20 protein-coding genes are annotated in these 25,370 nt (G+C 36.1%); 15 read left to right on the top strand and 5 right to left on the bottom strand.

Going from position 1 to position 25,370, the window contains the following annotated elements; translation table 11 throughout:
* Positions 1-73 precede the first annotated feature (73 nt).
* The 8 genes from EG359_RS15905 to EG359_RS15870 all read left to right on the top strand — a co-directional run bounded on the left by EG359_RS15905 (position 74) and on the right by EG359_RS15870 (position 10,962).
* Positions 74-2,335 (top strand): T9SS type B sorting domain-containing protein, encoded by a 2,262-nt coding sequence (locus EG359_RS15905; RefSeq protein WP_076353126.1) that lies wholly within the window; start codon positions 74-76, stop codon positions 2,333-2,335.
* 121 nt (positions 2,336-2,456) lie between these two features.
* Positions 2,457-3,083, top strand: coding sequence for an NAD(P)H-dependent oxidoreductase (locus EG359_RS15900; protein ID WP_076353125.1), 627 nt, complete (start codon positions 2,457-2,459; stop codon positions 3,081-3,083).
* Positions 3,084-3,112: 29 nt separating this feature from the next.
* Positions 3,113-4,684, top strand: coding sequence for an L-aspartate oxidase (gene nadB, locus EG359_RS15895; protein WP_076353124.1), 1,572 nt, complete (start codon positions 3,113-3,115; stop codon positions 4,682-4,684).
* A gap of 11 nt (positions 4,685-4,695) precedes the next feature.
* The gene (gene nadC / locus EG359_RS15890; protein ID WP_076353123.1) at positions 4,696-5,556 is read left to right on the top strand and encodes a carboxylating nicotinate-nucleotide diphosphorylase; all 861 of its coding nucleotides are present in this window, start codon (positions 4,696-4,698) and stop codon (positions 5,554-5,556) included.
* A gap of 208 nt (positions 5,557-5,764) precedes the next feature.
* Positions 5,765-8,329, top strand: coding sequence for a TonB-dependent receptor (locus tag EG359_RS15885; RefSeq protein ID WP_076353122.1), 2,565 nt, complete (start codon positions 5,765-5,767; stop codon positions 8,327-8,329).
* Positions 8,330-8,414: 85 nt separating this feature from the next.
* Positions 8,415-8,846, top strand: a complete 432-nt coding sequence (locus EG359_RS15880; protein ID WP_076353121.1) for a hypothetical protein — start codon at positions 8,415-8,417, stop codon at positions 8,844-8,846.
* A gap of 67 nt (positions 8,847-8,913) precedes the next feature.
* A complete protein-coding gene (locus tag EG359_RS15875) occupies positions 8,914-9,906 on the top strand; it encodes an aspartate-semialdehyde dehydrogenase (RefSeq protein WP_076353120.1) in 993 nt (330 codons plus the stop codon).
* Between the two features lie 57 nt (positions 9,907-9,963).
* On the top strand, positions 9,964-10,962 hold the full coding sequence (locus EG359_RS15870) for a cation diffusion facilitator family transporter (RefSeq protein ID WP_076353119.1): 999 nt from the start codon (positions 9,964-9,966) through the stop codon (positions 10,960-10,962).
* 71 nt (positions 10,963-11,033) lie between these two features.
* On the opposite strand, the gene EG359_RS15865 is transcribed toward EG359_RS15870, so the two are convergent.
* Positions 11,034-11,486, bottom strand: a complete 453-nt coding sequence (locus EG359_RS15865) for an exosortase F system-associated membrane protein (RefSeq protein ID WP_076353118.1) — start codon at positions 11,484-11,486, stop codon at positions 11,034-11,036.
* Entirely contained in the window at positions 11,473-12,003 is a 531-nt protein-coding gene (xrtF, locus tag EG359_RS15860; RefSeq protein WP_076353117.1) for an exosortase family protein XrtF, read from the bottom strand. The genes EG359_RS15865 and xrtF overlap by 14 nt, the downstream gene beginning before the upstream one ends.
* A gap of 257 nt (positions 12,004-12,260) precedes the next feature.
* Here xrtF and EG359_RS15855 point away from each other — a divergent pair, with 257 nt between their 5' ends.
* From EG359_RS15855 to EG359_RS15835, 5 genes are all read left to right on the top strand, one after another.
* Complete coding sequence (locus tag EG359_RS15855; RefSeq protein WP_076353116.1) at positions 12,261-13,277, top strand: aminoglycoside phosphotransferase family protein; 1,017 nt, start codon at positions 12,261-12,263, stop codon at positions 13,275-13,277.
* 16 nt (positions 13,278-13,293) lie between these two features.
* Positions 13,294-13,710, top strand: coding sequence for a RapZ C-terminal domain-containing protein (locus tag EG359_RS15850; protein WP_084180365.1), 417 nt, complete (start codon positions 13,294-13,296; stop codon positions 13,708-13,710).
* A 63-nt stretch (positions 13,711-13,773) separates the two neighbouring features.
* Positions 13,774-14,487 (top strand): nucleotidyltransferase family protein, encoded by a 714-nt coding sequence (locus EG359_RS15845; RefSeq protein ID WP_076353114.1) that lies wholly within the window; start codon positions 13,774-13,776, stop codon positions 14,485-14,487.
* Between the two features lie 59 nt (positions 14,488-14,546).
* Positions 14,547-15,248, top strand: a complete 702-nt coding sequence (locus EG359_RS15840) for an LOG family protein (RefSeq protein WP_109621772.1) — start codon at positions 14,547-14,549, stop codon at positions 15,246-15,248.
* Between the two features lie 58 nt (positions 15,249-15,306).
* Positions 15,307-15,777, top strand: a complete 471-nt coding sequence (locus EG359_RS15835) for a DUF6702 family protein (RefSeq protein ID WP_228434991.1) — start codon at positions 15,307-15,309, stop codon at positions 15,775-15,777.
* Positions 15,778-16,074: 297 nt separating this feature from the next.
* On the opposite strand, the gene EG359_RS15830 is transcribed toward EG359_RS15835, so the two are convergent.
* Together EG359_RS15830 and EG359_RS15825 are read right to left on the bottom strand one after the other, a co-directional pair.
* The gene (locus EG359_RS15830; protein WP_076353111.1) at positions 16,075-18,279 is read right to left on the bottom strand and encodes a DUF5689 domain-containing protein; all 2,205 of its coding nucleotides are present in this window, start codon (positions 18,277-18,279) and stop codon (positions 16,075-16,077) included.
* 14 nt (positions 18,280-18,293) lie between these two features.
* Positions 18,294-21,023, bottom strand: a complete 2,730-nt coding sequence (locus EG359_RS15825) for a TonB-dependent receptor (RefSeq protein ID WP_076353110.1) — start codon at positions 21,021-21,023, stop codon at positions 18,294-18,296.
* Positions 21,024-21,426: 403 nt separating this feature from the next.
* Between EG359_RS15825 and EG359_RS15820 the strand changes: the two genes are divergently transcribed.
* Positions 21,427-22,626, top strand: coding sequence for an endonuclease/exonuclease/phosphatase family protein (locus EG359_RS15820; RefSeq protein WP_076353109.1), 1,200 nt, complete (start codon positions 21,427-21,429; stop codon positions 22,624-22,626).
* A gap of 368 nt (positions 22,627-22,994) precedes the next feature.
* The gene (locus EG359_RS15815; RefSeq protein WP_076353108.1) at positions 22,995-24,500 is read left to right on the top strand and encodes a T9SS type A sorting domain-containing protein; all 1,506 of its coding nucleotides are present in this window, start codon (positions 22,995-22,997) and stop codon (positions 24,498-24,500) included.
* 70 nt (positions 24,501-24,570) lie between these two features.
* Here the strand turns inward: EG359_RS15815 and EG359_RS15810 are convergent, their stop codons facing one another.
* Complete coding sequence (locus EG359_RS15810; protein ID WP_076353107.1) at positions 24,571-25,167, bottom strand: superoxide dismutase; 597 nt, start codon at positions 25,165-25,167, stop codon at positions 24,571-24,573.
* Positions 25,168-25,370 lie beyond the last annotated feature (203 nt).

Below are 25,370 nucleotides of genomic sequence, written 5' to 3'. Positions count from 1 at the left end.
TTATAAAAGAAAGAAGCTCAATGATTATATTTTAACATTTTAATACAAATAACAACTTCACAATCTTTCCATTATGAAAAAAAATATACTCTTTTTTTTGTTGGCTGCCTTATCATGCCTCCCTGGAAAATTATTTTCGCAAACGTATCAGCTTGCCGGAAATCCTGTAAACACTACAGGATGGGATCTTGTTTCAGATGCTGCTGTAAGCGGAGATTTCATTAGACTCACCACAGACCAAACCAGCCGATATGGAGCTATTAAGCTCTCCACACCCATCACCCTTAGCTATTGTGATAAATGGAAAGTGGAATTCGACTTTAGAATTGACGGAAACGGAACCACGCAATTCGGAAGAGGAGACGGATTTACTTTCTGGTACCTCGCCAACCCTCCCACAGGATTCGTATCCGGAGGTGGCTTGGGAATTCCATCGAACGCCTCTGGATTAATGGTTGGCTTTGATATTTTCAACAATACTACAGAGGGTCAAATGAGCAAGGTACACCTTTTATACGGCACCAATAATACTGCCGGTAACAATATAGAATACAACAATACTCCCGGAAGCTCATTCCATTCTCCGGATCTCTACTCTACCCAACCTTTCGTAGGAGACACTTATAAGCATGTAGAGGTAAATGGAGAAACAGACCTCAGCAATCCTACCAACTGGATCATCAAAATCAGAATAGACGGTGTGCTCATTGTAGATCAATCTTTTGCCCCATCAGGAAATGCCGTCGGAATGACGCAGGGATATTTTGGATTTTCTGCAGCAACGGGAGGTGCCAGCGCAAGACATTCCATCAAAAACGCCAAGGTATTTGTAGATAAAGTTCCTATTTTAAATAACACCATTACTCCTTTTGTATGCACCAATCCTACTACAGGAAACGGTACAGTGGATCTTACATCCTATAATTCTCAATTTGTAAACAACCCTGGAAATTACCTTTTCACCTATTATATATTAGGTGTTGCCACTCCTATTGCTAACCCTTCCAGCTTTCAATATTCAGGAAACACGACGATTAAAGTAGTTATTAAAGATCCTACCTCAACTCTTTGCGACAATGGAGATGGTATTATACAACTTAATCCAACTCCATTTGCTGCCAGTGACGCAAGCCTTATCGGATGTAACAACAATAATGCAGGAACAGCCACATTTGATCTTAATACCGCAGCAGTAACTACCCTGGCTGGAACAACCAAGGAGTTTTACCCAACCTTATACGACCTTAATGCAGGAACCAATCAGATTACCAATCCCAATGCTTATGCATCAGGGCCTGCTACCATATATGTAAGGGTAACCACTTCACAGGGATGTGTAAGCACTTCTAAGATCACCCTAAACATTCATCCTGTTGTTACTGTGAATGATAGAGAACTAAGATCATGCTTTATTGAAAGCAACCCTTCAACAGCTTCTTTTGATCTTACATCCGCCGCCGTTACACCTACCCCTGTGGGAATAACAAAAAAATATTATCCATCTTTAACGGATGCTGTTAACAACACCAATGAAATAACCAATGCCGCTAACTACATTGCACCTAACGGTGTTGTTTATGTAAAAGTATTTAACTCAAACGGCTGTTATGCAATAGCTAAAGTTAAATTAACTGTATTAGCTCCTGTTTTATCAAAAGTCTTACAAAACCAAACCATTTGTATGACAGGCAAAACAACATTAGATGCAGGACCTGGATTCAGCAGCTATCTATGGAGCACAGGAGCAACAACACAGATAATCAAAAATATTGGAGTGGGTACCTACTGGGTAAAACTTAAAACCGGAGAGTGTGTTACCACACAAACAGTAAATATTTACCCATCCGAACATCCTGTAGTTTCCAACATTGACATTTCAGGGGGAACAGTGACGGTATATGTAAATGGAGGAACATCTCCTTATCAGTATTCAATGGATAATGTTCACTGGCAGGACTCCAATGTATTCTCCAATGTTGTGAGAGGTGAGGCAAAGGTATTTGTAAAGGACAGCTACAATTGCGAACCTATTGAAATCAACATTACAGTTCCTAATCTAATCAATGTAATTACCCCTAACGATGATGGTATTAATGACATTATTGATTATTCTGCCTTGGCTGTGAAGCAAAATCTGGAAGTTAATATCTACGACCGATATGGTGTACAGATTTTCAGAGCAGATAAAGCCAACGGATACAGATGGAACGGAACAGCCAACGGAAGAAGAGTTCCTACCGGAAATTATTGGTATTCTGTTGCATGGAATGAAAATAATAAAAAGATCACTCCGGTAAAATTCTCCGGCTGGATTGTTGTAAAAAACAGAGAATAATCACTTTCTTATTTATATTAGCAGAATCACTTCGTTATTCGGGGTGATTTTTTGTATTAATTAAAAGGATATATTTCATTTAAAAGACTTTTTATTCATATTCAATCCTTAAATTTGTCCTATGAATTATTTGGAAGCTTTAAGCAGAAGATATTCTGTGAAAAAATTTAATAATCAAATCATTCCTCAGGAAACTCTTCATAACATTCTTGAGTCGGGAAAACTATCTGCCAGCTCATTGGGACTTCAACCTTATAAAATTATTGTTGTTGAAAGTGAAGAAATGAAGCAGAAGTTGATTCCTGCTTTTTATAACCCATCTCAGATTTCAACTTGCTCTCATCTTGTGGTCATTATTTCAAAGAAAACAATAGAAGAGAATTATATCCATGGATATTTTAATCATATTTCTGCAGTAAGGGAAACTCCTTTGGAAACTCTTGACCCGTTTAAAAACAGCATCAATCAACATATCAATCAAAAAACACAGGATGAAATTTTCAACTGGGCAGAGAAACAGTCTTATATAGTATTGGCCAATCTTATGTATGCCGCAGCTATAGAGAATATAGATTCTTGCCCGATGGAAGGCTTTCGACAGGACTTGATAGAAGAAATTCTGAATGTACACTCCGAGACAGAAAAAGTAACCGTTACCCTCGCTTTAGGCTACCGTTCTGAGGAAGACCATTTTCAGCACATGAAAAAAGTAAGAAAACCAAACGAAAAATTGTTTAAATTTATTTAATATTAAACGATTGTACCTAAAGCAAGCATATGATAAAAGCGGATGTATTAGTAATCGGTTCCGGTATTTCCGGACTTTCCTATGCCATTAAAGTTTCTGAACAACTCCCTGATGCCAAAATCATCATCGTAACAAAATCTGACGAAGACGAAAGCAATACGAAATATGCACAGGGCGGACTTGCCGTAGTGACAGACTTTCAGAATGACAATTTTCAAAAACATATTGATGATACGATGCGTGCCGGTGACGGAGAAAACAAACGTGATGTCGTAGAAATGGTAGTAAGGGAAGCCCCGGCAAGATTCAACGAAATTGTGGAATGGGGTGCTCAGTTCGATATGAAGAACGGAAAATTTGCCCTGGGAAGAGAAGGAGGCCATACCGAAAACAGAATTGTTCACCATAAAGACATCACCGGATTTGAAATTGAAAGAGCTTTATTGGAAACAGCCAAAAGCAGCCCTAATATTGAAATCCTTGATCATCATTATGTAATTGATATCATTACCCAACACCATGTTCCCGGAAAAGAACTTAACGAAGGAGACATTCACTGCTACGGTGCTTATATATTGGATGAAAAATCCAAAACAATCAAAAAAATTACTTCTAAAATAACACTGGTTGCTACAGGAGGCGCCGGGCATGTTTATAAAAACACAACCAATCCTACCATTGCCACCGGAGACGGAATCGCTTTTGTAGCCAGAGCAAAGGGAAAGGTTTCCAACATGCAGTATTATCAGTTTCACCCAACAGCTTTGTACAGCAAAATGGATGGAATGTTGTTCTTAATCTCAGAAGCAGTACGTGGAGACGGAGCAAAATTAAGAACAAAAAGAGGCGAAAAATTCATGCACAAATATGATGAGCGTGAAGAATTAGCATCTAGAGATATTGTTGCAAGAGCTATCGACGCCGAAATGAAAATTACCGGAGACGAATTTGTCGGCTTAGATTGTAAGGAAATGAATCATGAAAAATTCTTAGAACACTTTCCAAATATTTACAAGAAGTGCAAAGATGAAGGAATTGATCCATTCACTCAACTAATCCCTGTAGTTCCTGCCTGTCATTACTTAATGGGAGGAATTGAGGTAGACAGAGACGGGCAATCCTCCATCAGAAATCTATTTGCCGTAGGAGAATGCACCAACTCAGGATTACATGGCGCCAACAGACTTGCTTCAAACTCTTTACTTGAAGGATTGGTGTTCGGACATAATGCTGCCATGAAAACGATGTCCTTATTAAATGAAAATAAATTCAACTTTGACGACCTGAAAGCCGTTCCGGAATGGGATGAAGAAGGAATGAAGATCATGGATGAAATGGTCATTGTCAGCTACCTTAGAAAACAGCTTCAGGAAATGATGAGTGACCTTGTGGGTATTGTAAGAAGTAACCGACGTCTGAATATGGCCCTGCAAAAGCATCAGGAAATTGCAGCTGCCGTTGATGAAATTTACCACTACTCTATCCTTTCCCCACAATTATCAGAGTTAAGAAATCTTACCACTGTTGCCCACCTCATCATTACCCAATCTATGGAAATGACAGAGAATAAGGGAGCATTTTATAATAAAGACCTAGTCTAAAATATATAATAATGAAAAAACCAAGCTACGTTACCGATAAAGCATTAAAAACTTTTATAAACAATGCCCTAGAAGAAGATATTCAGGATGGAGATCACTCTACCCTTTCCACCATTCCAAAGGATCTGGTGCAAAGTGCAAAGCTTTTGGTGAAACAGGATTGTATTTTAGCAGGTGTGGAGCTTGCAGAAATTATATTCACAACTTTTGACAAAAATTTAAAAGTTGAAACTTTTCTTAAAGATGGTGATACAGCAAAAGTGGGAGACATAGCCCTTATTGTAACGGGAAGTGCCAGATCCATACTTTCTACTGAAAGACTTGTTCTTAACTGTATGCAGAGAATGAGCGGAATTGCAACACTTACTCATGATTGGGATACCAGATTAATTGGTACAAAAACAAAGCTTTTAGATACCAGAAAAACCACTCCGAATTTTAGAATATGTGAAAAATGGGCGGTTGCCATTGGCGGCGGAACCAATCACAGATATGGTCTTTATGATATGATTATGCTTAAAGATAACCACATCGACTACAACGGAAGCATCACTAATGCTGTAAAAATGGCAAAAGATTATGTTAAAAAAAGCAAGAAAAAGTTAAAAATCGAAGTTGAGACAAGAAATCTTGAAGAAGTTCAGGAAGCCATCAATGCAAAAGTTGACAGAATTATGCTTGATAATATGGATGTAAAGACTATGAGACAGGCAGTAAAGATGATTAATGGTTCTTGCGAGTCTGAAGCTTCAGGTGGAATTACCCGTGACATGCTTAAAGAAATTGCTTCTACAGGAGTTACATTTATCTCTGTAGGTGCCCTTACACACTCGGCTGAGAATATCGATTTGAGTCTCAAAGCAGTGAAATAGCATTGAATTTTTAATAAAAACACCCCCACTTTGTTAAAAATTCAATAACATGACTTTTTTCATGTAAAATGTTGCTTTTTACCCATTTTACTGACAATCAGACGGTTAATATTATTAAGACTGATTAAAAATTAACATTGAGTTAATAATAGTTAAAATTAATTTCGCGAATTTTGCAGAAAATTAAATCTAATTATTACTAACGATTATGAAATTAATCAACAAATCGATGTTATCTGCAGTAATCACATTATCTACAGCTAGCGTCTATTATGCTCAACAGGTTCAGGACACAGTAAAATCAAAGTCTACTGACATTGAACAAGTTGTAATAACTGGTGTTGCCGATATCGCTAAAGATAGAAAGACGCCAGTAGCAGTTTCAACAATTAAGGAAGCACAAATTGTTGAAAGATTAGGAAATCAGGAATTCCCTGAGATCTTGAACACGACACCATCAGTTTATGCTACTAAAGGTGGTGGTGGTTTTGGAGACTCTAAATTAAATATTAGAGGATTTAACCAAAACAATATTGCCGTAATGGTAAACGGTATGCCTGTAAACGATATGGAAGGAGGATCAGTTTACTGGTCAAACTGGGCAGGACTATCTGATGTAACTTCTGCGATGCAGGTACAGAGAGGTCTTGGTTCTTCTAAATTAGCTATCGCATCTGTAGGAGGAACTGTAAACATTCTTACAAGAGCAGCTGATAAAAAACAAGGTGGTATTGTATCTTTAGCAGTAGGGAACAATGACTATGTAAAGTCTCTTTTCGCTTACAATACAGGAAGATCTGAAAAAGGATGGGCATCTTCTTTCTTAATGTCCAGAACTGCAGGATCTATGTATGCTGATGGAACTAAGTTCGAAGGGTACAACTACTATTTCGCTGTAGGATATAAAAAACCAGGAGGTAGCCATGAATTTCAATTTACAATTACTGGTGCACCACAATGGCACAACCAAAGATCATACGCAATTACTATTGGAGATTACATAAAATTCAATCCTGATAATGATGGAACTCCAAACAGAAGATACAACTCAGACTGGGGATATGTTGATGGAAAAGAATATGGAACAAGAGTAAACTACTACCACAAACCAGTAATGTCATTAAACTGGGACTGGACAATTAGTGAGAAGTCAAAACTTAATACTGTATTGTATGGTTCTTTCGGTAGAGGAGGTGGAACAAACACAACAGGTACTGTGAATGGGAAAAACCTTAACTCTTTTAGAGATCAAACTACAGGTCTATATAATTTTGCAGATATCTATGCTGCTAACCGTGCTTCTACGCCGGACAAAGGTGTTCTTATCAGAAATGCATCTATCAATTCACACAACTGGTTTGGTTTAATTTCAAGCTTCAACCATACAATTAATGATAATTTTAAGTTCTCTGCGGGTATTGACACAAGATATTACTATGGATACCACTATCAAGTAGTAACTGATCTATTAGGAGCAAGCGGATATCTTGATAAAAATAACAAAAACATCCCGCCTAACTTGGTAACAGCTGTATCTAAACCAGAATCAAGCTGGAATCCATTTGGAGGTAAGATTGATGACATGAACAACAGAATTGGCTACAGTAATGATGGTGAAGTACTTTGGTACGGAGCTTTCGGTCAGTTCGAATATACTAACGATAAAATCTCTGCATTCGTTCAGGGATCAGTTTCCAACCAGGCTTTCCAAAGAATTGACAACTTCATTATCGATGGGGTTTCTAAGTCTAAAAAAGGAGAAATCATGAATACTAAAACAGGATTCAAAAACCTTTTCGGATATAACATTAAGGCAGGTGTTAACTATAACATCAACGAACAACACAACGTTTTCGGGAATGTTGGTTACTATGAGAAACAACCTTTCTTCAATGCTGTATATAGAAGTAATGAAAACATCGTTTCTGCAGACCTTACCAACGAAAAAATATTTGGTGCTGAGCTAGGGTACGGATTCAGATCATCAAGCTTCAATGCTAACGTTAACCTATACAGAACTTCTTGGGATGACAGATACCTTAGAAGAACTGGGGTAAGAGATGTTATAGCTGGAAAAACTGGTTATGTAGAGATGAACGGACTAAACGAAGTTCACATGGGTATAGAAGTAGATGCTAGCTATAACCTGAACAAACTATTAACAGTTAATGGTATGTTCTCTGTTGGAGATTGGTACTACAAAGGAAATGCAACTGCAGCTCTTTTTGAAGATAGCACAAACTTACCTCTTAACTTCCCTGGAAGCACAAGTAATGAAACAACTCTATACTTAGATAAAGTAAAAGTAGGTGATGCCGCTCAAATGACAGCTTCATTAGGTGTTACAGTAAGACCTGTTAAAAACCTAAGCTTTGATGCTACATGGAGAAATACTAACAATCTATATGCAAGCTTAGATGCTTTCAACTTTAGATCTCAGGCTGCTGCTGACAGAGGAACTCTAAAATTACCAAGCTTTAATTTATTTGATTTAGGTCTTTCTTATAAAATTAACCTAAACAGTAAGCAATTCTTTACAATTAGAGGAAATGTATATAACTTGTTTGATACAACTTACATTGCAGAATCTAATACAAGTAACCATATTAAAACGGTAGGTGATTTCACAGCTACGCCTACAGCTACGGCTCAGCAACAATATGATGCTTATATCAACAATCCTAAAAACTTCTACAAAGGATTAGATACTTCTAACCAGGTATTCTTCGGATTCGGTAGAACTTGGACTGCAACGCTATCATTCAACTTCTAATTATCACAATATTAGATTTTATAAATATGAATCCCGGCTTTGAGCCGGGATTTTTGTTATCTTTGTGTACAAAAAAATAGAAAATATGGATTTTTACGGAATTTTGAAAAATGCCCACAAAGGATTCGGGTATCTTGAACTTCTTTTGGTGGCATTATTTATTATTGCACTTTTGGCTACTATGTTCGGTTTCAGTGGGAAAGTGAACAAGTTTTTAAAGAAAACTACCCTTTTCACAATGATCTTCTTCCACGTTCAGTTTTTAATAGGAATCATTATGTTGATTACTACTTTTACTGGAGGCTTAAATATGGGAGAAGTAATGAAAAATTCAGCATTAAGATTCCAATATGTTGAACATCCATTTTCTATGCTTATTGCAGCAGTATTAATGACAATAGTTAACAAAAAAGTAAAATCAAACGATACGATTTCCCTAGGCATTACCATTATGGGATTAATCGCAGTAGCATTATTTGCATTCGCGTTCCCTTGGGTAAAAGTCTTTGGAGCTTAAAAAAGATAAAGAAATTATATGCGTTATAATTTATAAATAGTTTAATCTTAAATTTTTAATTAAATCAATGAAAGTAGCTGTAGTAGGTTCAACAGGAATGGTTGGACAAGTTATGCTTAAAGTTTTGGAGGAGAGAAACTTCCCTATAACAGAATTAATTCCAGTAGCATCTGAAAAATCTGTAGGTAAGAAGGTGAAGTATAAACAGAAGGAATTTACTATTGTAAGCATGAAAGACGCTATAGCTGCCAAACCGGATATTGCGATCTTCTCTGCAGGAGGTTCTACTTCCCTTGAGTTTGCTCCTTTGTTTGCAGAAGTAGGAACAACTGTTATAGACAATTCTTCAGCTTGGAGAATGGATCCTGACAAAAAACTGGTTGTTCCGGAAATCAATGCTGATGTATTGACCAAAGAAGACAAAATTATTGCAAATCCGAATTGTTCTACCATTCAATTGGTAATGGTTTTAGGACCTTTGAACAAAAAATATGATTTAAAAAGAGTGATCGTTTCCACTTACCAATCTGTAACAGGAACAGGTAAAGCGGCAGTAGATCAATTAAACGGAGAAATCAATGGCGATGACTCTATCGCAAAGGTATATCCATATCAAATCTTCAAGAATGCATTACCTCATTGTGATGTATTTGCAGATGATGATTATACTAAAGAAGAAATCAAGTTGATGAAAGAGCCTAAGAAAATCCTAGGTGATGATACATTCAACCTGACTGCAACAGCAGTAAGAGTTCCTGTTCAGGGAGGTCACTCAGAAAGTGTAAACATCGAATTTGAAAACGAATTTGAGCTGGATGAAGTAAGAAAGATATTATCTGAAACTCCAGGAGTTGTGGTAATGGATGATGTTAAAAACAACCACTACCCAATGCCTTTCTATCTGGAAGGAAAAGACGAGGTCTTCGTAGGAAGAATAAGACGAGATCTGTCACAGCCCAAAACGCTCAACCTTTGGATCGTAGCAGATAACCTAAGGAAAGGAGCCGCAACAAACGCTGTACAAATTGCAGAATACCTTGTAGCAAACAACTTAGTATAAACTAACAAAATAAAAAAGAGTCTCAAAATTGAGATTCTTTTTTTTATCAAACACTTTATGAATATCCCGAAAAACACCCATAAAGACAAGATAGGATTCCAAAAGATCATTGCGGCATTTGGCGTAATCCTTTTTATCGGAAAAATCATTGCATGGAAATTAACCAATTCCGATGCTGTGTTCTCCGACGCCATGGAAAGTATCGTGAATGTCATCAGTGCATTCATGGGACTTTATTCTCTTCACCTTGCAGCAAAGCCTAAGGATGATGATCACCCATATGGACACGGTAAAGTAGAATTTGTTACTTCTAGTATTGAAGGAGCCCTGATAGCCATTGCAGGTATTATGATTATTTATGAGGGAATCCACAGCCTTATTGTAGGAAAGACCCTCAGCAAGATCGATTTAGGAATATGGATTATTGCAGCTACAGCTGTTATCAATTACCTTTTGGGCTATATTTCCATAAAAAAAGGAGAAAGAGAAAATTCTCTGGTCCTAATTTCTTCCGGAAAGCACCTGCAATCCGACACCATTACAACCCTTGGTGTAGTCATAAGCTTAGTGATTGTATATTTTACAAAAATCTATTGGCTAGACTCTGCTGTCGCTTTAATTTTTGGGCTTTATATCATCTTTGTAGGCTACAAAATCGTTCGTAAATCGTTAAGCGGTATTATGGATGAACAGGATCCGGAAATATTAAACCAGATCATCAGAATCCTCGAAGAAAACAGAAAAACAGAATGGATTGATGTACACAACATGAAAATTCAGCAATTTGGAGCTTCTCTTCATATTGATGCCCACATTACCCTTCCTTGGTATTACAGCCTGCGTGATGCGCATAATGAAATGGAAAAAGTCATTCTTCTTTTGGCAAAAAATATTAAGCGTAGTATTGAGTTTAACTTCCATATGGATGATTGTAAGCCAATATCATGCTCCGTTTGTCAGATCAAAGAATGCTCTGTTCGGGAAAAAGACTTCGTGAAACGTGTGGAATGGACTCCTGAGAATGTAACCAGTATAGATAAGCATACTGCAGAGTAATCTAAAGGCAAAGAAAATAAAGAGAGCTGAAAAAGCGAAAATGTGATTAAATGTCAACATTACTTGCTTTTTCAGCTTTCCTTGTTTCCAGACTCTTTTTCCAGCATCTGCTTTCTATAATAAAACATCGGAATGATCAATAATATAATCAAAGGTTGTATCACAAATCTTCTCATATAGAATGAAAAAAGATATCCTATTTCAAAATGGTTATGAATACAATACAAATATATGGATAGGGAAATTACAAAAATAATGATCATCATCATAGCCCCCTGTATTGTCCATTGTCTGTTTTTAAATAATCCCTGAATAATCAAACAGGAAAACATCAGGTTAAGAAGAAACCTAAACAAATGACCCAGAATTAATTTCCCCCATTCAAATATGGGAAACTCAATATTTTTATTGGCTTCATGAAAATATCCCAGAAAAGGATCATAGAAAAGCTTTTCCTCTAATACTCTTATTCCTATCAATCCACAGATCCCGGAAATAACTAAAAGCCAATTAAGAATTTTCATGTTTTAAAGCAAAAAATTTAATCCAAACAAGCCAAAGTATCACCACACTTCCATAGATAACAGCCGGAAAAACAAAGTCATGAAACATTTTTCCATACTCTTTATGGTCCACCATCACAATGTTCAGCCCTACGATCCTTAAAAGGTTCATAATATAAAGTAAAACCAAGCTTGTCCCTACAAAAACAAACGTCTTTGAACCTTTATAAAAAGCAAAAATAAAAGATACAAACAAAATGATAACAGAAATCGCATTGCACCCCTCTACCATTCTTGTTACATACTGATTCTTTACATAGAACCAAACCTGTTCATTTTTAACATCATCATAAAGCTTTGTTGGATACGCGATAACATTCTGTACAGCACTCACCTGCTCAGCAATTATTCTTGAAAAAGGATCCAAACCAAAATCCTCATTAGCATTCAGATAAAATTGATATGCAAAAAGCAACACCAAGTAAATAATGATGAAGCGAAGTAAAATACCCAATACCGGCTTAAAGTCCTTTAGCATACTGCAAAGATAAAAATTAGACTGTAATAATCTGAGTCCAAAGTAAAAAACTTCAAACATAAGAGAGAAAGCCAGTTACAGGATAATAAAATCCACTATTGAGTGATAAATTATAAAAAAAATTCTTAAAAATTTGTGAAATGCAAATCAGTTCAGATAATCGTAATTTATCTCTTGTTTCTTTTCAAGGCTATCCTAAAACTATCTGTATCCTTTATTTCCAACTCATGTTAAATTAGTATATTTGTTTCCATATTATGACTTCTGAAAACGCAAAAAGATTTTTTGAAAACCATCTTGGTAAGAAATCCACTGAATTCATCACACTAGCCCAAAGCGGTTCTGCGAGGGTAAATTTTCTGGCCATAACCCCTACTGAAAAGTATATCATTACCTACAACGAAAATATTCCGGAAAATGAAAGCTTTCTGTATTATTCTCAGGTATTCTCAGAATTAAACCTTAATACACCTGCCATACTATCTATTTCGGATGACAGGAAAAAGTATATACAGGAATTTTTGGGCGATAAAACCCTTTCGGAGGTAATTACAAAGCAGAATGTTTCACCAGAGGCAACTTCATTGGTACAGCAAACCCTGGAAAAACTTTTCCAATTACAGATGAAAACCCAAGGGAAAATTGATTTCTCCAAGACATTTGAATATGAAAGTTATGATGAACTGCCAATCATTCATGATCTCTATTACTTCAAAAATTTTGTAGCTGATGTTCTTGAGCTGGAATACAACAAGTCTACCCTACTGAAAGAATTTAAAAAAATCGCTTCGCTTGTAGAAAACCTGGAACCTAAAGGAATCATGATCCGTGACTTCCAGGCAAGAAACATCATGGTGAATGAGAAAAATGAGGTTTCATTCATCGATTATCAATCAGCAATGAAAGGTCCTTTAATGTATGATGTCATTTCTTTTCTTTTTCAGGCCAAGGCAGATTTCCCTGAAGACTTCAAAAATGAAATGCTTGATTTCTACATTCAATTATTTGAAAACCAAGAAACCCAAGCTCAACTAAAAAAATCGGTTAAGCCCATTCAGATGATGAGATTTCTTCAGGTACTAGGAGCCTATGGCTTCAGAGGCTTGATTCAAAGGAAGCAACATTTTATGGCTAGCCTTGAAAAAGGAATTAAAAACATCACTCTGTTCGCTTCTTCCTGGGAAGGAATGGATCATTATCCTGAACTTTTTAAGCTGATTCAACAATTAGATACGGATAAAGCGAAACAAAAAATTGATACTATTTTAAAGTAAAAAAATAATAAAGAAAATGCTACACATCGACATACACAGTTTTTCGTACAAGAAGGGAGGAATTCCTAAGGATGATTCAGGAAACGGAGGAGGTTTTGCCTTCGACTGCAGGGGAATTCTAAACCCAGGAAGAATTGAAGAATATAAAATTCAAACCGGAAACGATATTGGGGTTCAGGAATATCTTGAAACAAAAACTGAAATGCCTAAATTTTTAGAGCTGATAAAGTCTCTCGTATCTATCAATATTGACGATTACCTTGAAAGAGGTTTTGAAAATTTACAGATCAATTTCGGATGCACAGGCGGGCAGCACAGATCTGTATATTCTGCAATAAAAATTGCTGAATTCATCAAGGAAAAATACCCGAACGGAACGAAAGTAACCATCCATCACGATGAACAACCACAACTTAACATTAGTAATCAGTAATGAGCCTTAGGTAATATTATACTTATTTTAAACTCAATACTCATCACATATTACTCATACTATATGAAAGCTCTAATTTTCGCCGCAGGAAAAGGCACCAGACTTAAACCGTTTACAGATCATCACCCTAAAGCACTGGCAAAGGTGAATGATGTTCCGCTTTTGGAGAGAAACATCAAGTATCTGAAAGGTTTTGGTATAAAAGACTTTGTGATTAACATCCATCATTTTGGAGATCAGATTGTTGATTTTTTGAATAAAAATGATAACTTCGGATGCAACATTGAAATTTCGGATGAAACCAGCGAATTACTGGAAACCGGAGGCGGCTTAATTTTTGCTAGAAAATTCCTTGATCATGGAGAAGATTTTCTAATCATGAATGCTGATATTTTAACCAATATAAACATCAATGCTTTGGTAGAATATCATAAAAAGATAAAAGATTTTGCTACTTTAGCAGTTTCGGACCGTGAAAGTTCGAGAAAACTTCTTTTCAATGATGACATGGTTTTAAGAGGTTGGCTGAATGTACAGACAGGAGAGCAAAGGCTTGCAGAATTCAACAAAGGATTTAAGGCTCTTGCTTTCAGTGGTGTTCATTGTATCAACCCTGCCATCTTTGAAAAAATAAAAAGAAAAGGCAAATTTTCTGTTATGGAAGAATACCTGGATCTTATGCAGACCGAACATATCCACGGTTTTGTACATGACAGTCTTCTTATAGATGTCGGAAGACCAGAATCTGTAATAGAAGCCGAAAAACATTTTAAATAAATTTTGTAATGGGAATTGATGGAACGAGGGATGAAAGTTTAGTAAATCCGGAATTTGATATGAACGAAATAAAGCTACACGACAGTTTCAGACAAAAAACTTGGGACGAAACCGTTACCAAAGACAGCTGGATGGTCTTCAAGATCATGGCTGAGTTTGTGGATGGCTATGAAAAGCTGGCAAAAATTGGCCCTTGTGTTTCTATATTCGGTTCAGCACGTCTGAAACCTGATAATAAATACTATGAAATGGCCGTAGAAATTGCTGAAAAGATTACAAAACTAGGCTTCGGAATTATTACCGGAGGTGGCCCAGGAATCATGGAAGCAGGAAATAAAGGGGCTTTCAATGCCAACGGAAAATCAATCGGACTTAATATTGACCTTCCTTTTGAGCAGCATTTCAATCCTTATATCAACAAGTCTTATTCTATGAATTTCGATTACTTTTTCGTGAGAAAGGTAATGTTTGTAAAATATTCTCAAGGCTTCGTGGTTATGCCCGGAGGTTTTGGTACTTTGGATGAACTGACGGAAGCGATGACGCTGATTCAAACCAACAAAATTGGTAAGTTTCCAATTGTATTGGTAGGAAGTGAATTTTGGGGTGGATTACTGGATTGGTTCAAAGCAACACTCTTAAAAGAAAGTATGATTGCAGAAGATGATTTGGATCTTTACAGAGTGGTAGACACTGCTGATGAGGCAGTAGCACACATTAAAGCTTTTTATGATAAGTATTCTGTGAATGTAAATTTCTAATTGGCATATTATTTGTGAACTATAACTAGCAAGTATGATTGTAAATCTATTAATTAAGATGAAAAAACTTTTATATATATCAGGAATTTTAACATTTTTTGTGTTAATGAGTTTTATGTATGTAGACTTTTTCTCTTCAATGACCAAGGTGGATTATATTGATGGAAGCAAGACATTGAAGTTTACCACAAAAATGAATACAAGCCATATCTCTGATGCTATTAAAATCAACCCGAACACAGCCGGATTTGAAGCAGAAGTGAAAAAATATGTGAACAATAATTTTGATGTATTTGTCAATGGTGCTCCCAAAACAATTACTTTCACCGTAAGTCAGATAAGCGGAGAAACTGTATGGGTATATTTTGAAACCGGAGGTGTTTCAGATATCAGTACCTTAAAAATTAAGAACACGATCCTCCTAAGTGCTTTTCCTAAGCAGATTAACCTCGTAAACATTGCCTACAAAGGCAGTCAGAAAACGATGAACTTCCAAAGAGGAAAAGAGGTAAATGAGGTATCTTTTTAAAAGAATAATTTTTAAAATATAAAACCACTGCTGATGCGGTGGTTTTTTGTTGTCATCAGACTAAGCATAATGTCCATCTACCTAAGAGAGTATTTATATAGTCTGAAAACACTGCTATATTTCAATATTTAATATAAACCTCATCTCTTATTATATGGCCATATATTCATTCAGGAATTCAGCTACAAAAGACAGTTCTATACTGATATTTTCTTCTATAGATTCTTTCATATATAGTCTTAAACCAATAAAAAAACCGGTTCTCACGAACCGGTTTTAATTTTATAAAAACAATAATTATTGTCCTTTGATTTTGAAGTCATCTATCTCCCATGTTGCCGCAGCAGATGTTGTAGATGTATATTTGAATGCAATTCTTACATTTTTACCTAAGAAAGCACTTAAGTCAACATTTCCAGAACTTACCCAGTCTCCAAATGCATTTGAGTTGGTATCCAGATTTGCCGGAAGTGCAGTCCAATTGGTTGTTGCTACGTCTCCTGTATAGTTATCTGTAGCAAACACCTGTAATGTATTCCCTGCGTATCTTACGTCAGTAGTAAAGGTTACTATTCCTTTAGATTTTCCAACTAAGCTTACTGCTTTAGAGATTAGCCAGTCTTCGTTCGCAAAGTTATTACCAGCACCACCTGCATTACCATTCATCATTGCGTAATAGTTTGTTCCGTTTCCTTGGTTAGATGTTCCCCAGAATTGGTTTGGTCCCACCTTGTTTACAACGGTCCAGTCTGAGCTGAAACCTCCTGCTGCAAAATCATCACTGTAAAGAAGCGGAAGAGGAGTATAAACGCTTCCATCACATCTAGGGTTATTCAGATTAAGGTCTGTAAGCTGTGTAATCCATAGTTGGTAAGTACCATTGAATACACTTAGGATAGCATACACATCTCCTTTTCCACCTGCAACCTCAATTGCACTTGCTGCTTTGATCCCAAAGATAGCACGTCCGCTGGTTCTCAGTGTAATTGTTTTTCCTGAACAGTCTTCTAACGTTCTGTTTGAAAGAGCTGATCCGTCTGCATATGTTTTTCCTAAATCACCATTAATGAATTCCAGGTCTTTAATTTTAATCCATCTTCCTACATCAGCAGTTGTTATTTGAGAGATTGATCTTTCAGTAGCTACCACTGTTCTTGCCGGAGCGTTTGAATCAAATAGAGATTTATACACATCTTCTTCTTTAATTCTGTATCCAATAGCAGAGCTTGAATCATTAGATCCAATCTGAAGCTCACCTGCAACGTTTCTGATATATAACCCTTTTAATTTAATATTAAGGTCTTTTCCTACTTTGAATCTTCCATCAAGGAATAAATCAGTCTTGTTGATATTTACCTTGATTCCTCCTGTTGCATCTTCTACATATAGATACTTAAATAGGTTTCCTGTTTCATCATTAGCAGTGATCTGAGCTTTCAAGTAGAAATCTCCTGTAATCTGTACCAATCCGTTTGGAGCTAATGCCCCTGCAAGTTGCTTAATATCTGATACTGTTTTAGCGGTAAGATTTGTAGCACTGAATCTACAAGGATTTTCCTGTAGTTTATCTAAACGAGGGAAGTGTTTGTCTTTCCCATTAGCATCTAACGGTCCACCTTCCATATCAAGGTCTGATACCTTGTTAAGGTAGAATTGGTAAGTGGTAGTAGAACCTGACTGGAACTTACTGTAAATTCCTTTAAGAGTTCCTTTTCCTGCAGGAAGAGTTTGGTTTGCAAATGAAGCAAATCCACTGTTTCTTACTACTGCCGTATTAACGTATGTACTGCTTGATTCATTCCATCCTTGTCCAATTCCTCTATCTACAGTTTGACCGTTAGGAGCAAAGTTTGAACATAGGGCCTTACTATCAAATTCAACCTCATTCAACTGAACAAGACAACCGATTAGGTTTTCATTATTTTTAAGCTCAGCAAGAGTTAAAACCTTTGGTGTAATTTCTCCTCTTGTTGTACATGATCTGAAGATAATACCTGGAACTGATTTTTCCGGGATTCTGGATACTCCATTAGCAGCTGATTCAGCTCCTGTTTTCACCCCTAACTGCACAACTCCACCGTAAGTACCTACTGAAAGACCATTAAGCTTTACATATACCTTAGATCCCTGAGGAAATTTTGTATAGCTGCTTACCATATCTACACTGATGGTAAAACCATGTGTAGGGTTTGCAAGTGCATCCTGAATATAGATTGTTTTGTAAACGTTACCTGTTTCATCCGTAGAAGAAACATATCCTACCATATAAAGATCATCTGCTTCATTGTTCGGAGTTTCATCCTTAGGGAATGTATACACTGTATTATTTTGAAATTTTGCCTTTACATCAGCAAATGGCACTGCAACTCCCTGTTTGTCTGCACAGTCATACCCATCAAGGTTAGGCTGATCATATTTATCATCATGCACACATCCTACCGTTACCAATAGAGAAGCTGCTGCGATAAAAATATATTTTAAAACTGAATTATATTTTTTCATTATAGTCGTCGTTATTAGAATCTTAAATAAACATTAGTAAAGAAAGTTCTTCCTCTGTCATACCAAAGTTTTGGTCCGAAATAAGGAGTACCTCTTTGGTATTCTGCAAGAGCATCCGGGAAGTTTGAGTATCTTCCTTGTTCGAATCCACCTGTTACATAATTTCTGTTATTTAAAATATTATTTACTGAAACACTCACACCTACTCTATACTTTCCGAATTGGAAAGACTTACCTGCGTTAGCATTCAACATAAATTGATCATCAAATTTCTTCTGTGCCGTAAGCTCCTGAATAAGCTCTGGTGTAACACCATCATAAAGAAGACCTCCTGTACCTGGAACAGTATACATTGCAGCTGTTTTATTGATTGCTGAGAAATCAAGATACTGATCCATCAGGTAGTTTGCAGATGCTCCAACCCACCAGTATTTAGGAGAGTTATACTTCAATCCTAAAGAGAATGCTTTTTGTGGAGTTCCTGCTACCTTATAGTCCTTAATATTAGCAGTACCATAGCTTCTGAATCCGTTAAGATCATCAAATGTATATACCTGAGGAGTATTTGTAAATTTATATTGTCCAACACTTGCTACCCCAACTGCGTTAAGTGTAGGTGTAACCTTTAGGTCAAATCCTAGTTCTGCACCAAGATATCTCTTGTCTGCACCACTCATAGCCTCATTAACCAGTGTGTTGTATGATCCTGTATTATTAGAAGAAACAGCTAAGTAATATCTTGAAATCTCTGTTGAGTTACTAATTGTAGTATAGTATCCGGATATTCTAAGCTTTAGAATCTGACCTCTCATGATATAGCTGATGTCATTAGAGTTAATCACCTGATTTTTAACTCCTGGAGTTAAGAAATCTCCCATTCTTGGGTTAATGAAGATCTCATTAAGGGTTGGTGCCAGGCTAAATAATGCTCCGTTATAAACAATAAAGTTCTTCCCGTTGATTTTGTAGGTAATTTTACCTTTAAGTCCTGCATCCAATGCATTATAAATAGCACTCTTTCCTTTTGAGTTATCCAAAAATATTGCATTTCTAAATTTCCCGTCTCTGTAAGCTTCAGAATATGAAGAGAAGATGGAAGCTACCACATTCCACTTGTTGAAATCAACTTCGGAAGAAACGTTTAATGAATAATGGTTTCTTGTTAACTCATAAGAATATTGAGTTCTGTCTCCCACCCTAACCTGTGTGTTGGGATCATCAACATTGTATTGAGTATCATTATTGAAAGCATTCAGGTTATTGGCGTAGTTAGCCCCTAATAAGTCATTAATTCTTCTAAAGTTATCTGATTTTAAGTTCTGATAATTGAAGTTAATATTCAATTTCCAGTTATCCTTAAGTCTTGTATCAAAGTGTGATGCAATGTTTAAGGTTTTATCTTTATTTACATCATCTACCAATGTATAGGAAGCTCCTCTTGCAGTTCCATCCATATTGGTTAGGTTAAGACGATTAGTATTGTATAGATCATTCCAGTTGATCTGTGCCTGTGCTCTGAATTCATCAGCAGTCAAAAGACCAAAGCTTGGTAATTTTCTGTAATATGTAGGGTTTGGATCTGCAGCGTGGAACCAGTCTAATCTACTTCTAGCATCGCTACCAAACTGATAGGAAACCGTATTGATCCAGTTTGAGTTTTTACCAATTTTCAGGTAATCTGTCAACATAAATACCGGCTCATACACATTTCTGATTCTGGAGTTTCTTTTTTCTCCATCCTGCCATCCCCAGTATGAGTTATAGTTTTTCCCCATGATGTCATACACCTCTTGGGTATTTGGTGAGTTGGAAGCTCTGTAAGTAGGAGAACCAAAAGCAGTTAAGTTAATAGAGTGTCTGTCACTGAATTTCTTCTCGATAGACGCGAAATAAGCGTAGGCGTCCTGATAAACCCCGTCAAGGATTGCTCTATCCCCCCATCTTCTACTTGCAGAGAACGTAAATGCCCAACCATTTTTGGTAAGACCTGAAGAATAGGTAGCAATAGCTCTGTGCAGGTAACTTCTGTTGGTAAATGAATAAGCCAGTGAAGTCTGCTTTCTATAGCTGGAAGCTCTTGTATTATAATAAACAGCACCTCCTAAATTACCAAAAGTATATTCTGAAGGAGTGATGTTATCTACATTTTCGTAAGGGTATCTTGTTACATCATTAAGACCACCCCAGTTATTGAAGTCTACTTTTCCATCATCATTTTTAGACATGGAAACACCATTAAACATTACATCCTCAAATCTGTTGTCTACTCCTCTTGGTCTGAACCAGTAAGCACCTAGTTCAAACGCGGAAACATTTTGGAAAGCATCTCTTCCTGAGCTTAAAAGTCCTACAGTAGGCTGCATAGATGAGCCTCCATCTTCAGTATCATTTGCTGAGTCATCAATAACTATTACTCCTGCGTCTGATCCTAAATTGTAATTAAGTGTAATAACACCTAAATCTTTTCTCTTCTCATCCGCAGCTACATCAAACTCTAGGATCTTTGACTCAAAGTTTGGTTTTGTTACTGTGATAAGATAATGGCCAGGTTTTAAATCCACAAACTGGAAGTACCCAATTTTATCCGCGGCTGCATCGTTCCCGGACTGTGCTAGATCTACTTCTGCTTTCTCTAAAGGCTTACCATCCTGATCTTTAACATACGCGTAAACAGTAGTTTGCGCAAAGTAAAAAGAAGCAGGCATTAACGTAAACAAAGAGATTAGGGATAGTTTTTTAATCATAATAAACTTATTTTTAACTCCTTCTTTATTTAAGGGGCAACAAATTTAGGACTATTTTCATTAACTCAAACATTTTTAGTTATTTATTCTATTAATTTTTCTTAACCTACCACCATTATCCTAAAAAAAAGTACAATTTTTAATCAATCACAAAAAATGAAAGATCATCTTACGAAAGCAACAAAACAATCACAATAGAAATTGTGAATCTCATAGGAAACAGCCCATTTCTTAATAGTGAATAAAATCCAATCTATAACTAAACAACACCCTCCAGCACCTTTTATTGGGCATTTCAACTCATTCTTAACCTTTTCTTAAACTAAACTCAGATCATTTTAATCTTTATTCTTATATAAAATTAGTAATTTTACCCCCTCAATTTTTTGAATATACTAAGAATATGAAAAAATATTTAATCATTGCCGCTTTGTTTTGCTTTGGTTCCGCTTTCTCACAGCAGAAGCAGGTAAAAAGAGCAGCTGTCGCATTCCTAAACGTAGAAAACCTTTGGGATACAATTCCTTCTGCAGATTATATTGATGGAACACTACCTCGTTCCAATCCTAAATTTCACAGAAGTGTACCCGTGGATTCCCTGAAATATCTTGAAACAACAGAAGATTATAAAGGAGAATGGAGTGATGATCTATTGATTGGAAAAAAAGTAATCAGAAAACAATTCTTATCTGAAGACTTTACAGTCAACAGCCCTAAAAGATGGGGCTCAAAGTATTATAACCAAAAATTAGCGAATGAAGCTAAGGTTATATCAGAACTTGGAAGACAATACACCAATGACAATCCTGCAATCTGCGGATTGATTGAGGTTGAAAACAGACAGGTTATTGAAGATCTTATCAAGCAGCCGGCATTGGCAAAAAGCAATTATGGAATTGTACATTTCAATTCTTATGATTCAAGAGGAATTGATGTAGCCATTATTTATCAGAAAGGAAGATTTTCAGTTTTGGATTCTTACAAAAAGGAAATCAAAATTTATGATGAAAACGGAAAAAGAGAATATACCAGAGATATTGTCATTGCGATAGGTTTATTGGATGGGGAAAAAGTAGGGATCTTTATGAACCACTGGCCATCCAGAAGAGGTGGAGAAGCTATTTCCCTTGCAAAAAGAAATACTGCCGCTACTGTCCTGAAAAGTGAAATGGACAAGGTAACCGCTGAAAATCCAGGAATTAAGTTATTCTCAATGGGTGACTACAATGATGATCCGGTAAGCCCAAGCTTAAAGAAACACTTAGCTGCAGTGGGTGATCCAAGTGAACTGTCTGACAAGACTCCTTATTATAACTTAATGTATAAATTATATAAAGCAGGTGTAGCTTCTTTAGCTTATAGAGATGCTCCGAACTTATTTGACCAGATCATTGTTTCAAGAAACCTTTATTCTCCAGAAAAAATAACCCCTACCTATAGCATATATAAAGCTGAGATCTACGCTCCGGCTTATTTGGTAAACAAGGAAGGACAATGGAAAGGATACCCGTTACGTTCTTGGGACGGAGACAGATTTACTGGTGGATACAGTGACCACTTCCCAGCGGTTTCTGTAATTCAGAAAGAATACATAAAAAAATAAATACAGAAAAGCACTCTAATCAGAGTGCTTTTTTATTTTAATATTATTACTAAATTGATAATCTATCAAAAGGCACCCGCATTATATTTATTAATAAAAAGCATAATAAACAGAGATATAAATTTTGAAATAAGCTAATAACTAAAAATAATTTAAATATTAGACTGGGTTTTAATTATATTTGTATATCACTGAATTATGATTTTTCAGTGAATAATAACCTAATAACAAAAATTAAAACCATGAAACACTCATTACTTATGGCGTGCTTTTTACCCATGCCCTCATTTTCACCTATTCTAAAAATCCAAATACCGGATAAAGCTTTAAATCAATTCATTAATTAACATTATTAAAATCTGTAAATTATGAAAAATACATTTAAGCTTATCTTATTTTCAATTTTACTATCCTGGAAACCACTCTACTCACAATCAGGAAGTGATATTATTTTCTGTCTAGACAATAGTGGCTCTATCAGTGATGTAGCTTTTAATCAAATGACCGTTTCCACCATGAAACTTATGGAGCAGGTTTTAAAATGCAATCGCGACAATCGGGTTTCTGTAGTACATTATGGAACCGACTATAAGGACATGACTCCTTCTGTTCCAAGAATCTATATAGAATCTAATTTCACCAATGATCTGGCAACAGCTCAAACGTTCTCAAGAAGATTAAAAAACGGCGATCATTTCCATGATGCAGTGAATTTAATAGGATCTGCTCTTGATCACTACCCTAATCCTGATATTGTAAGTAATCAAAAAACATTGGACAAACATCGTGAGAGACCGTTAGTAATCGTCTTGTTCTCTGATGGCGAAAGAGCCAATGGTAATCTGAGCAGTGGTTCTTATTTGGTTAACTTCACTCCTCCAAACGGACTGCATGAGGATAATGCTTTTGCAGCCTTTACAAAATTTAAAATGGACAGAAATGCAAAGTTTATTGTAGTGCATGTAAGTGACTATTCACCCTATATAGAAGCAGCTGCCAACATCGCGAGCCGCGGAGGCTCATATAACGGACCTATTGAACAATACAATGATGATCCGGATCATAATCTACTTCCTAGATTTTATTTGAATAAGACCAATTTTACTTTAACCAATACTGAAATAACTGATTTAAGTAATAGTATATGCAAAATGAACACAGGAAGCCTTGAATTTACTTACCAAGTGCGTTCTTGCAAAGAAGTGACAAGCTTCCCGTTACATGTAAATGGAAACTATGCCATCCCTATGGGCGCAAATATCGTCAACTTTGAGATATCTCTTTTAGACATAGCAACAAGTACAGTATACCCAACCTCTTCGGCAGTTAATTTCCCTAACCCTAATGAGTTTGAGTTTACCATCAATCAGTCAGACTTAACCAACCCACCTTCAGGGCAATATAAATTCATCGTTGAGATGGTGTACTCTTTAGGAGGGAATAATGAGGGAATTCATGCTGAAAACAATCTTAGTTATTTACCATATGACTTTATGTACTGTACCGGGAACTTAAAGATAGATACTCCTCCGGTTGCTATCCCTGCTAAAATGATCAAACCTTCAGATAAATATTACCGTATTGATCTTAATGCAGATCCTAACAACACGAAATCTATGCTTAAAGAACAAATTCAGCAGAAAAACATTCAGGTTTCACCCAACCCGAATAATGGCGTATTTGTAGTATCGCTTGATAAAGTACGTTCAGGATCAGTACAGGTTAATGACATCAATGGTAAGATTGTTCTTGAAAAGTCTTTCAGTAATGAAAAGGAAGTGGCTGTTAATATTCATTCACTGCCATCTAATACATACATTGTAAAAGTAAGTTCAGGAAATGAAGTCTTTACACAGAAAGTAATTAAAAGATAAATTTTAAAAGCATTCATACGAAAAAAGGTTCAGAAAATTCTGAACCTTTTATTTTTATAATAGTTGAAAATTATTTGTTGAATAATTCTTCTACCTTATCCCAGTTTACTACATCGAAGAATGCAGAAACGTAATCAGGTCTTCTGTTTTGGTAGTTTAAGTAATAAGCATGCTCCCAAACATCTAATCCTAAAACCGGAGTTCCTTTAACGTCTGCTACAGGCATTAATGGGTTATCCTGGTTTGGAGTAGAAGAAACAGATACTGAACCGTCAGCATTCTTTACCAACCAAGCCCATCCTGAACCGAATCTTGTTTTAGCAGCATCAGAAAAATCAGCTTTGAATTTTTCAAGACCTCCATAGTTTTCAATAGCAGCTTTTACGTTTCCTACCGGCTCCTTGCTTCCTCCTGGAGTTAAAATTACCCAGAATAAAGAGTGGTTGAAGTGTCCTCCACCATTGTTTCTTACAGCTGGCTTATCAGTTCCTGTCTGGCAGATCTCCTCGATCGTTTTCCCTGCTAAGTCAGTTCCTTCTATTGCTTTATTTAAATTGTCAATATACGCTTGGTGATGCTTTGTATAATGGATCTCCATAGTTTTTGCATCGATAGTTGGTTCTAATGCATCATATGCATATCCTAGTTTTGGTAATTCAAATGACATAATCTTTATTTTTAATGTTATAACCCAAAATTAGCCAATATTTAAGCTATTATCAAAGATTGGGCATTACTTTAATAAATCTTTAACATTGACACATTGATTTAGAATGAATTAAATTTTAAATATTTTTTATTCTCAAACATTTAAGCTTTCAAAATAAAAAGCACGAATCCAGAGATTCGCGCTTTCTACTTTAACAATAA

Origin of the sequence: Chryseobacterium joostei (assembly GCF_003815775.1) — a bacterium.
GTDB lineage: Bacteria > Bacteroidota > Bacteroidia > Flavobacteriales > Weeksellaceae > Chryseobacterium > Chryseobacterium joostei.
This window is presented reverse-complemented; position numbering and strand designations above follow the sequence as displayed.

What these genes read in the sequence shown, in the direction of transcription:
- EG359_RS15905 (WP_076353126.1), top strand. Translation starts at nt 74, where the DNA reads ATGAAAAAAAATATACTCTTTTTTTTGTTGGCTGCCTTATCATGCCTC.
- EG359_RS15900 (WP_076353125.1), top strand. Translation starts at nt 2,457, where the DNA reads ATGAATTATTTGGAAGCTTTAAGCAGAAGATATTCTGTGAAAAAATTT.
- nadB (WP_076353124.1), top strand. Translation starts at nt 3,113, where the DNA reads ATGATAAAAGCGGATGTATTAGTAATCGGTTCCGGTATTTCCGGACTT.
- nadC (WP_076353123.1), top strand. Translation starts at nt 4,696, where the DNA reads ATGAAAAAACCAAGCTACGTTACCGATAAAGCATTAAAAACTTTTATA.
- EG359_RS15885 (WP_076353122.1), top strand. Translation starts at nt 5,765, where the DNA reads ATGAAATTAATCAACAAATCGATGTTATCTGCAGTAATCACATTATCT.
- EG359_RS15880 (WP_076353121.1), top strand. Translation starts at nt 8,415, where the DNA reads ATGGATTTTTACGGAATTTTGAAAAATGCCCACAAAGGATTCGGGTAT.
- EG359_RS15875 (WP_076353120.1), top strand. Translation starts at nt 8,914, where the DNA reads ATGAAAGTAGCTGTAGTAGGTTCAACAGGAATGGTTGGACAAGTTATG.
- EG359_RS15870 (WP_076353119.1), top strand. Translation starts at nt 9,964, where the DNA reads ATGAATATCCCGAAAAACACCCATAAAGACAAGATAGGATTCCAAAAG.
- EG359_RS15865 (WP_076353118.1), bottom strand. Translation starts at nt 11,486, where the DNA reads ATGAAAATTCTTAATTGGCTTTTAGTTATTTCCGGGATCTGTGGATTG.
- xrtF (WP_076353117.1), bottom strand. Translation starts at nt 12,003, where the DNA reads ATGCTAAAGGACTTTAAGCCGGTATTGGGTATTTTACTTCGCTTCATC.
- EG359_RS15855 (WP_076353116.1), top strand. Translation starts at nt 12,261, where the DNA reads ATGACTTCTGAAAACGCAAAAAGATTTTTTGAAAACCATCTTGGTAAG.
- EG359_RS15850 (WP_084180365.1), top strand. Translation starts at nt 13,294, where the DNA reads ATGCTACACATCGACATACACAGTTTTTCGTACAAGAAGGGAGGAATT.
- EG359_RS15845 (WP_076353114.1), top strand. Translation starts at nt 13,774, where the DNA reads ATGAAAGCTCTAATTTTCGCCGCAGGAAAAGGCACCAGACTTAAACCG.
- EG359_RS15840 (WP_109621772.1), top strand. Translation starts at nt 14,547, where the DNA reads ATGAACGAAATAAAGCTACACGACAGTTTCAGACAAAAAACTTGGGAC.
- EG359_RS15835 (WP_228434991.1), top strand. Translation starts at nt 15,307, where the DNA reads ATGAAAAAACTTTTATATATATCAGGAATTTTAACATTTTTTGTGTTA.
- EG359_RS15830 (WP_076353111.1), bottom strand. Translation starts at nt 18,279, where the DNA reads ATGAAAAAATATAATTCAGTTTTAAAATATATTTTTATCGCAGCAGCT.
- EG359_RS15825 (WP_076353110.1), bottom strand. Translation starts at nt 21,023, where the DNA reads ATGATTAAAAAACTATCCCTAATCTCTTTGTTTACGTTAATGCCTGCT.
- EG359_RS15820 (WP_076353109.1), top strand. Translation starts at nt 21,427, where the DNA reads ATGAAAAAATATTTAATCATTGCCGCTTTGTTTTGCTTTGGTTCCGCT.
- EG359_RS15815 (WP_076353108.1), top strand. Translation starts at nt 22,995, where the DNA reads ATGAAAAATACATTTAAGCTTATCTTATTTTCAATTTTACTATCCTGG.
- EG359_RS15810 (WP_076353107.1), bottom strand. Translation starts at nt 25,167, where the DNA reads ATGTCATTTGAATTACCAAAACTAGGATATGCATATGATGCATTAGAA.